The organism is Sphingomonas sp. CCH9-F2, from assembly GCF_001556735.1.
In the GTDB taxonomy this organism is placed as follows: domain Bacteria; phylum Pseudomonadota; class Alphaproteobacteria; order Sphingomonadales; family Sphingomonadaceae; genus Sphingomonas; species Sphingomonas ginsenosidimutans.
Genome location: NZ_LSJO01000489.1, coordinates 1 through 2,421 on the forward strand (window position 1 = coordinate 1; position 2,421 = coordinate 2,421).

Annotated in this window: 3 protein-coding genes and 1 pseudogene; 1 reads left to right on the forward strand and 3 read right to left on the reverse strand. The window is 63.0% G+C overall.

The features are described from left to right. The 3 genes and pseudogenes from AX685_RS21115 to AX685_RS13850 all read right to left on the reverse strand — a co-directional run. Window positions 1-261, reverse strand: a pseudogene (locus tag AX685_RS21115) (hypothetical protein); the annotation flags it as partial. Between the two features lie 105 nt (window positions 262-366). After that, complete coding sequence (locus AX685_RS13845) at window positions 367-732, reverse strand: DUF305 domain-containing protein (protein WP_037487153.1); 366 nt, start codon at window positions 730-732, stop codon at window positions 367-369. Between the two features lie 122 nt (window positions 733-854). Further along, the gene (locus tag AX685_RS13850) at window positions 855-1,241 is read right to left on the reverse strand and encodes a DUF305 domain-containing protein (protein ID WP_066489674.1); all 387 of its coding nucleotides are present in this window, start codon (window positions 1,239-1,241) and stop codon (window positions 855-857) included. A gap of 14 nt (window positions 1,242-1,255) precedes the next feature. Between AX685_RS13850 and AX685_RS13860 the strand changes: the two genes are divergently transcribed. Then, window positions 1,256-2,421 (forward strand): IS3 family transposase gene (locus tag AX685_RS13860; RefSeq protein WP_156445813.1). Its coding sequence is split into 2 segments (ribosomal slippage), with 1,167 coding nucleotides annotated over them: window positions 1,256-1,520 and window positions 1,520-2,421; the frame shifts between segments, so codons are not numbered across the junction. This gene is flagged as partial in the annotation.

Consider the following 2,421-nt stretch of genomic DNA (forward strand, 5'->3'; position numbering starts at 1 on the left):
CGCGATCGACCGTCACCCCCTGCGATTTATGGATGGTGGCGGCATAGCCATGATCGACATGGGCATAATCCTTGGTGTCGAACGCGACACCGCGCCCGTCATCGAGGCGCACCGCCATGCCCTCGGGCGATACCCGCTCGATCGGGCGAGCGTGCCGTTCTTGACCCCCATGCCCCGTTCGTTGCGAAGGAACATGATGCGGTCGCCGGTCGCGAACTGGCGTGTCCCCCGCTCGGCCTTCACCGTCACGTCGCCGCCAAGGTCGTCCGACGAACGCCCAGCGCCAGCGCGGCGATCAGGTAGCGCATACAGATCTTGGTCGAAGCATCGTTGGCGGTCCCGTCCGATTGGAGCGGGACCATGCGGTTATTGAGCAGGCTTGCCCATTTTGCGGAGCATCGCATTCAGGGTCGCGATTTCGCGGTTCTGGCTTGTGATGGCTTTCTGCGCCTCGCCCCGGACCTCTGCATTCTGGGAACTGCGAAGCGCGATCTGCGACATCGCGACCGCACCGCGGTGATGCTCGATCATCTTGCGAATCCACGTCTCGCCGGCATCGGCTCCCTTCGCCGCCATCATCTTCTGGTGCATGTCCATCTCGGCCGGGCCGTAGGGGTTGGCCGCGGTTGGCTGCATCATCTTGGAATGATCCATGCCTTGATGGTTCATGCCCTGATGCCCCGCCTGCTGGGCTAGGGCCGGGGTAGCGAGCAAGGCAAGGGTCGCCAGCACGGGTACAATACGCAGCTCGATCTCCTCGGGTCGTGTCAATTTTCTACGCGCCGGAAGCGCGCCCCCCTCATCCGCCGAAGCGATAATCGTTGGGTGGCTTGTCCTATCAGTCGCGCTTCGGTTCAAAGCCGGGGAAGAATGGCCTTCATCTGATCGATCTCGCGGCGCTGCCCCTTGATGATTTCGCCGCATAGCGCTTTCAACTCGGGATCACGGAGCGACGCCTCTTGGCACATCAGGATCGCGCCCGAGTGATGCGGAATCATCGACCGCGTGAACGCCCGGTCTCCGATCGTCGTCTGCGTCCGGATCAGCGCGTAGCTGCCGAGGAAGACCGCGATCGAGCCGATAATTAGTGCGCTGTTCGCCGCCCTGGAAGGAAACATATGGCGCATGGCGAGGATCATCGCGACTACCATCGGCGCGACCATCATCAGCGTCATATAGAACATATTCAGGTTGAGCTGCCCCCTTCTGAGTGGTCCATCGACTATGAGAGTCTGGATCAAGGAAGGGACGACGAATGCCTGCCAAGAAGCACAAGCCCGAGGAGATCATCGGGAAGCTGCGTGAGGTTGAGATCATGCTGGGCCAGGGCGGGACGACCGCGGAGGCATGCCGCCGGATCGCGGTCAGCGAGCAGACTTACTACCGCTGGCGCAAGGAATATGGTGGCCTGAAGACGGATCAGGCTCGGCGAATGAAGGACCTGGAGAAGGAGAACCTGCGGCTGCGCCGTGCGATCTCGGACCTGACGCTCGACAAGCTCATTTTGCAGGAGGCCGCGCGGGGAAACTTCTGAGCCCCGCACGGCGCCGGCGCTGCATCGATCAGGTGAAGGAGACGCTGGATGTGTCCGAGCGACGGGTGTGCCGCGTGCTTGGCCAGCATCGGTCGACGCAGCGCAAGGTGCCGTGCGGGGCAGGCGACGAACAGACCCTGACCGAGGACATCATCGAGTTGGCCAGGCAGTACGGGCGCTACGGCTATCGTCGGGTGACCGCGCTGCTGCATGCCGCGGGGTGGTCGGTGAACCACAAGCGTGTCGAGCGCATCTGGCGTCGTGAGGGGCTGAAGGTACCGCAGAAGCAGCCGAAACGCGGCCGGCTATGGCTGAACGATGGCTCGTGCGTCCGGCTGCGGCCCGAATATCCGGGACATGTCTGGGCATACGACTTCGTCGAAGGGCGGACGCATGATGGCCGTAAGTTCCGCATCCTCACCATCATCGACGAGGCGAGCCGCGAGTGCTTGGCGCTGATCGTTGCGCGCCAGCTCAAGCATGAGGACGTATTGGCAGCACTTGCCGATCTGTTCATTGCTCGAGGCCCGCCGGCGCACATCAGATCGGATAATGGCAGCGAGTTTATCGCCATCGCGGTCCAGAAATGGCTCGGGCAGGTCGGCGTGAAGACGCTCTACATTACGCCGGGCTCGCCATGGGAGAACGGCTACAACGAGAGTTTCAACGGGTCGCTGCGCGACGAGCTGCTCAACGGCGAGATCTTCTACAGCCTCGCCGAGGCAAGAGTGCTGATCGAAGCATGGCGACGGCACTACAACACCGTCCGGCCGCACAGCAGCCTGGGCTACAGGCCGCCGGCGCCGGAAGCGGCGACACCGCCATTGCCGGTCTCCGGTTCCGCTTCGCTCCACCTCCGACCGGCAATGGCGGCGGAGACGACAATG